The organism is Pedobacter sp. 01T416_2 (genome assembly GCF_056398925.1).
Window position 1 is genome coordinate 1 of the sequence record NZ_JBFTQI010000452.1, and the last position, 4,833, is coordinate 4,833.

4 protein-coding genes are annotated in these 4,833 nt (G+C 39.3%); 1 reads left to right on the forward strand and 3 read right to left on the reverse strand.

Annotated elements, in window-relative coordinates; translation table 11 throughout:
* From AC1DPQ_RS17745 to AC1DPQ_RS17755, 3 genes are all read right to left on the reverse strand, one after another.
* The coding region (locus AC1DPQ_RS17745; RefSeq protein ID WP_477610402.1) for an MFS transporter at positions 1-509 on the reverse strand (509 nt) is incomplete at its 3' end.
* A gap of 326 nt (positions 510-835) precedes the next feature.
* Positions 836-1,030 carry a hypothetical protein gene (locus tag AC1DPQ_RS17750; protein ID WP_029279590.1) on the reverse strand — a complete coding sequence of 65 codons (195 nt, stop codon included), beginning with the start codon at positions 1,028-1,030 and terminating at the stop codon, positions 836-838.
* Between the two features lie 89 nt (positions 1,031-1,119).
* Positions 1,120-1,704, reverse strand: a complete 585-nt coding sequence (locus tag AC1DPQ_RS17755) for an RNA polymerase sigma factor (RefSeq protein WP_029279592.1) — start codon at positions 1,702-1,704, stop codon at positions 1,120-1,122.
* A 259-nt stretch (positions 1,705-1,963) separates the two neighbouring features.
* Between AC1DPQ_RS17755 and uvrA the strand changes: the two genes are divergently transcribed.
* Positions 1,964-4,777, forward strand: coding sequence for an excinuclease ABC subunit UvrA (gene uvrA, locus AC1DPQ_RS17760; RefSeq protein WP_477610403.1), 2,814 nt, complete (start codon positions 1,964-1,966; stop codon positions 4,775-4,777).
* The last annotated feature ends 56 nt before the right edge of the window (positions 4,778-4,833 follow it).

Below are 4,833 nucleotides of genomic sequence, written 5' to 3' on the forward strand. Positions count from 1 at the left end.
GTAACAAGGCCAACAAATACGACAACGGCAAAAGAGATCCGCCAGGAAAAATTGTGACCGATAAAGGTACCTAATGGCACCCCAACAATATTGGCGATGGTTAAGCCCATAAACATAAGCGATACCGCCTGAGCAGCTTTTCCCTTTTCGGCTATTCTGCTGGCTACTACCGATCCTACCCCGAAAAATGCACCGTGTGGTAAACCCGAAAGCAATCGGGCAATAAACAGGGTATCAAAAGTAGGTGCGAATGCAGAGAAGGCATTAAATACCGTGAACATGATCATCAAAGCAATCAATATCATTTTTGGTGGATATTTGCCGGCAATCATGATCAATAAGGGTGCGCCTATTACTACACCTAAAGCGTATGCAGAAATTAGATGCCCTGCCTGCGGAATGGTTACTGCTAAATCTTTTGAGATATCGGGTAGCAGGCCCATCATAACAAATTCTGTTATCCCGATGCCTAAACCGCCTAAAGTGAGTGGGAGCAAGTTCTTGTTCATAGCGTACTTAGTGTTAAATTTACACTATGCAAAGGTAAGGCTTTTTGCTTTAGGAGATTGTAAAAATTAGGCCATTTATGGAAAAGAGGGAAGAGGTAGGATGGGTTGATGGTCAGATAGTCGATAGTATATGGTCAAATAGTTGATGTCCAAATAGTTTATAATGTATGTAAGTAGTTATAAGATAATAAAGTACCATCAATTATGAAACCGTAGCCGGTTTGCAGTTACCAATGAACGRATGGYGAATGAACTATTGAACTCATAAAATGAAAAAGCTTGCCCCACCCTGTGGAACAAGCTTTTTTGGCTCATGTAAAGATTTTCTACTTTGCGCTGCTGTAAGCTAAAATCTTGTTGATGGTTTCATCTTGAGGATTTTTAGCCAGTCTATCTAACTTACCTTTTATTTGATCATAAAATAAGTCGATTTCTGCGTCAGATTCAATATCAGTTCTAGGCTGAAACATGTTAGGTGTAGGTAAATTTACATTTGTTTTTGATGTAGAGGTTTTTGTCATAAGCAACTAAAATGTGATAAGTTTTATAAACTTAACGATAGTTCAGATGCTTTATTTCAACCCCTAAAAAATTTTATGTAACAATTTTACTACCCTTTGTAGGTCATCTCCTTTGTTTTAAGCATTTTACGCAAATTACTCAATGCATAACGCATACGGCCTAATGCTGTATTGATGCTTACATCGGTCAAATCTGCGATCTCCTTAAAGCTTAAATCAGCGTAATGACGCATTAAAAGCACTTCTTTCTGCTCATCAGGCAATAAATGGATCATTGCTTTCAAATCTTTATGGGTCTGGTCGCGAAGCATTTTATCTTCTGCGCTCTCATCATAAAAGTGTAGCATATTGAATACATCCATTCCATCGGCACTGGTGATGATTGGTGTTCTCTTTTCTTTTCTGAAATAATCGATAACCAAGTTATGGGCAATACGCATTACCCAAGGCAAAAACTTGCCTTCTTCGTTATATCTTCCCGATCGCAGGGTATTAATTACTTTTATAAAAGCATCCTGAAAAATATCCTCCGCCAGATATTGGTCTTTAACCAATAAGTAGATAGAGGTATAAATTTTACTTTTATGTCTTCTTAAAAGTTCCTGCAATCCATTCTCGTTCCCGGCAATATATACCTTTACCAGGTCCTGATCATTATATGATTGTAAATTCATAGGTTTACCTACACTAAATCCCGTACTATTTGCTAAAAATTAATTTGTAGATGTTTAATTTCTATAGCTGCTCTCCTATGTTTTTTGATGTGTGTTAGTTTGGTTTTGAGGTTGTTAATGTTCAAAGAAAGTTATTTTTTTATCAAAAAGCAAAAAATAAAATGTTAAAAAATAAATTAACCGTCTCAGTACCCTATTTTTGTATGTTCTTAAAACCCTAACAACATTCTGGGGTTATACATTATATTCGTTACTATACATGAGCAAAAAAGAGGCCGAAAAAGATCCGCATAAAAATATTATCATAAAAGGTGCCCGTGTGCACAACCTCAAAAACATCGATGTTGCCATTCCAAAAAACAAACTTGTGGTGGTAACAGGTATGTCTGGTTCGGGGAAATCTTCGCTTGCATTTGATACYTTATATGCAGAGGGGCAACGCCGATATGTAGAAAGTTTATCTTCTTATGCCCGCCAGTTTATGGGCCGGATGAATAAACCCGATGTTGATTATATTAAAGGTATTGCTCCGGCAATTGCCATCGAACAAAAGGTTATTACTTCCAACCCACGTTCTACCGTTGGTACCTCGACCGAAATTTACGATTACCTTAAACTGCTTTTCTCGCGTATCGGGAAAACCATTTCGCCTGTTTCGGGCAAAGAAGTAAAAAAGGATTCGGTAAGCACGGTGGTTGATTATGTAAATGCCATGCCCGAAGATACAACGGTTACTATTTTTTGTCCTTTGTACCCGCACAATAACCGTACAATTAAGGAGGAACTGGCTATTTTATTACAGAAAGGATTTTTACGCGTTCTGATTAACGATAAAATTGAAAAAATAGAAGCGGTTTTAGATGATGCCGACTTTAAGGATGAAGCCTTAACGGATGATAAAACAGTTCAGATCCTGATCGACCGTATTGTAACCAACAAGGAAGAAGAAACATTAAGCAGATTGGCTGATTCGGCACAGACTGCTTTTTTTGAAGGTAAAGGCGATTGTTATGTAGAAGGCCAGGGCACAACAAAACATTTTAGCGATCGGTTTGAACTGGATGGAATAAAATTTGAAGAACCTACGCCGAATTTTTTCTCTTTCAATAACCCTTATGGTGCGTGTAAACGTTGTGAAGGTTATGGAAACGTAATCGGCATTGATGAAGATCTGGTTATTCCTGATAAGAGCAAAAGTATTTACGATAATGCCATTGCCCCCTGGCGCGGCGAAAAAATGAATGTATGGTTGCAGAATTTTATTAAAGCTGCACCAAAATTCGAATTCCCGATTCACCGGCCTTATAGTGCCTTAACAGAAACAGAGCAACGCTTGCTTTGGACAGGAAATAAATATTTTGCAGGCCTTGATGCTTTTTTCAAAGAACTGGAAGAACAGACCTACAAAATTCAGTACCGCGTTATGTTATCACGTTACCGGGGCAAAACCACCTGTCCTGATTGTAAAGGCTCGCGTTTGCGTAAGGATGCATCTTACGTAAAGATTGCTGAGAAATCGATTATCGATGTGGTGCTGATGCCATTGGCAAAAGCACTGGTTTTCTTTAACGAGTTGAAATTAAACGCCAACGATACCAAAATTGCCAAACGTTTATTGGCAGAGATTGATAACCGTTTCCTTTATTTAAACAATGTAGGTTTAGGCTACCTTACCCTAAACCGTTTATCGAATACGCTTTCGGGTGGAGAATCGCAAAGGATCAACCTGGCAACTTCATTGGGAAGTAGTTTGGTGGGTTCTATTTACGTTTTGGACGAACCGAGTATCGGTCTGCATCCACGTGATACCAATAAACTGATCGAAGTATTAATCTCGCTCCGTAATGTAGGCAATACCGTTTTGGTGGTGGAGCACGAAGAAGAAATGATGCGTGCAGCCGATTACATTATTGATATTGGCCCTGAGGCTGGTACCCATGGCGGTAATTTGGTTTTCAGTGGTAATTACGAGGAGATTTTAAAAGATAAAAATAGCTTAACAGGCCGTTACCTATCGGGAATAGAAAAAATTGCCATTCCGGATAAACGCCGTAAGTGGAAAGATCACATCCTGATTAAAGGAGCAAGGGAAAACAATCTGCAGAATATTGATGTGAAGTTTCCGTTAGGTGTTTTTACTGCCGTAAGTGGTGTTTCTGGATCGGGTAAAACCAGCTTGGTTAAAAAAATCTTATATCCTGCATTACAAAAGGCAATTGGCAACTACGCTGGTGAGCAAACGGGTGCTTATGATGGCATTTTCGGCAATTACGATCTGGTAAGCGCTGTAGAAATGGTCGATCAGAACCCGATTGGTCGTTCTAGCCGTTCTAACCCGGTTACTTATGTTAAAGCCTGGGATGATATCCGTGCCTTGTTTTCGGGTCTGGCATCGGCAAAAGCTGCAGGCTTAAAACCAGCTGCATTCTCTTTCAACGTAGAAGGTGGCCGTTGCGATGTTTGTCAGGGTGAGGGCGAGGTGAAGATCGAGATGCAGTTTATGGCCGATATTTACCTGCCTTGCGAAGCCTGTAACGGAAAACGTTTCAAACAGCAGGTTTTAGATGTAACCTACAAAGAGAAAAACGTATCTGAAATTTTGGATATGACTATTGAAGAGGCGGTAGAATTTTTTAAGGATGAACAAAAGATCCTCAATAAATTAAATCCATTGGTTGATGTAGGTCTGGGTTATGTACATTTAGGCCAATCTTCTAATACCTTATCGGGTGGTGAGGCACAACGTATTAAACTCGCTTCGTTTTTGATTAAAGGGAACAATGCCAATAAAACGCTGTTTATTTTTGATGAGCCAACAACCGGTCTGCATTTTCATGATATTAAAAAACTGCTAAAGGCGCTGAATACCTTGATTGAACAAGGGAACACTATTTTGGTAATAGAACACAATATGGACATGATCAAATGTGCCGATTGGGTAATCGATATCGGCCCGGAAGGGGGCGATGGCGGCGGTCAGGTGGTATTTGAAGGTATACCCGAAGATTTAGTTAAGGTGGAAAAATCGTATACCGGAAAATATTTAGCATCGCATTTAAATTTAAATCCATAATTTCGGCAATGCTTTTTCTAACGTTTTTCATAGGCATCATTCTCAATGCCATGGGT

Bases quoted from the DNA above. Each gene is read 5' to 3' on its own strand.
- AC1DPQ_RS17750 (WP_029279590.1), bottom strand. From the start codon at position 1,030: ATGACAAAAACCTCTACATCAAAAACAAATGTAAATTTACCTACACCT.
- AC1DPQ_RS17755 (WP_029279592.1), bottom strand. From the start codon at position 1,704: ATGAATTTACAATCATATAATGATCAGGACCTGGTAAAGGTATATATT.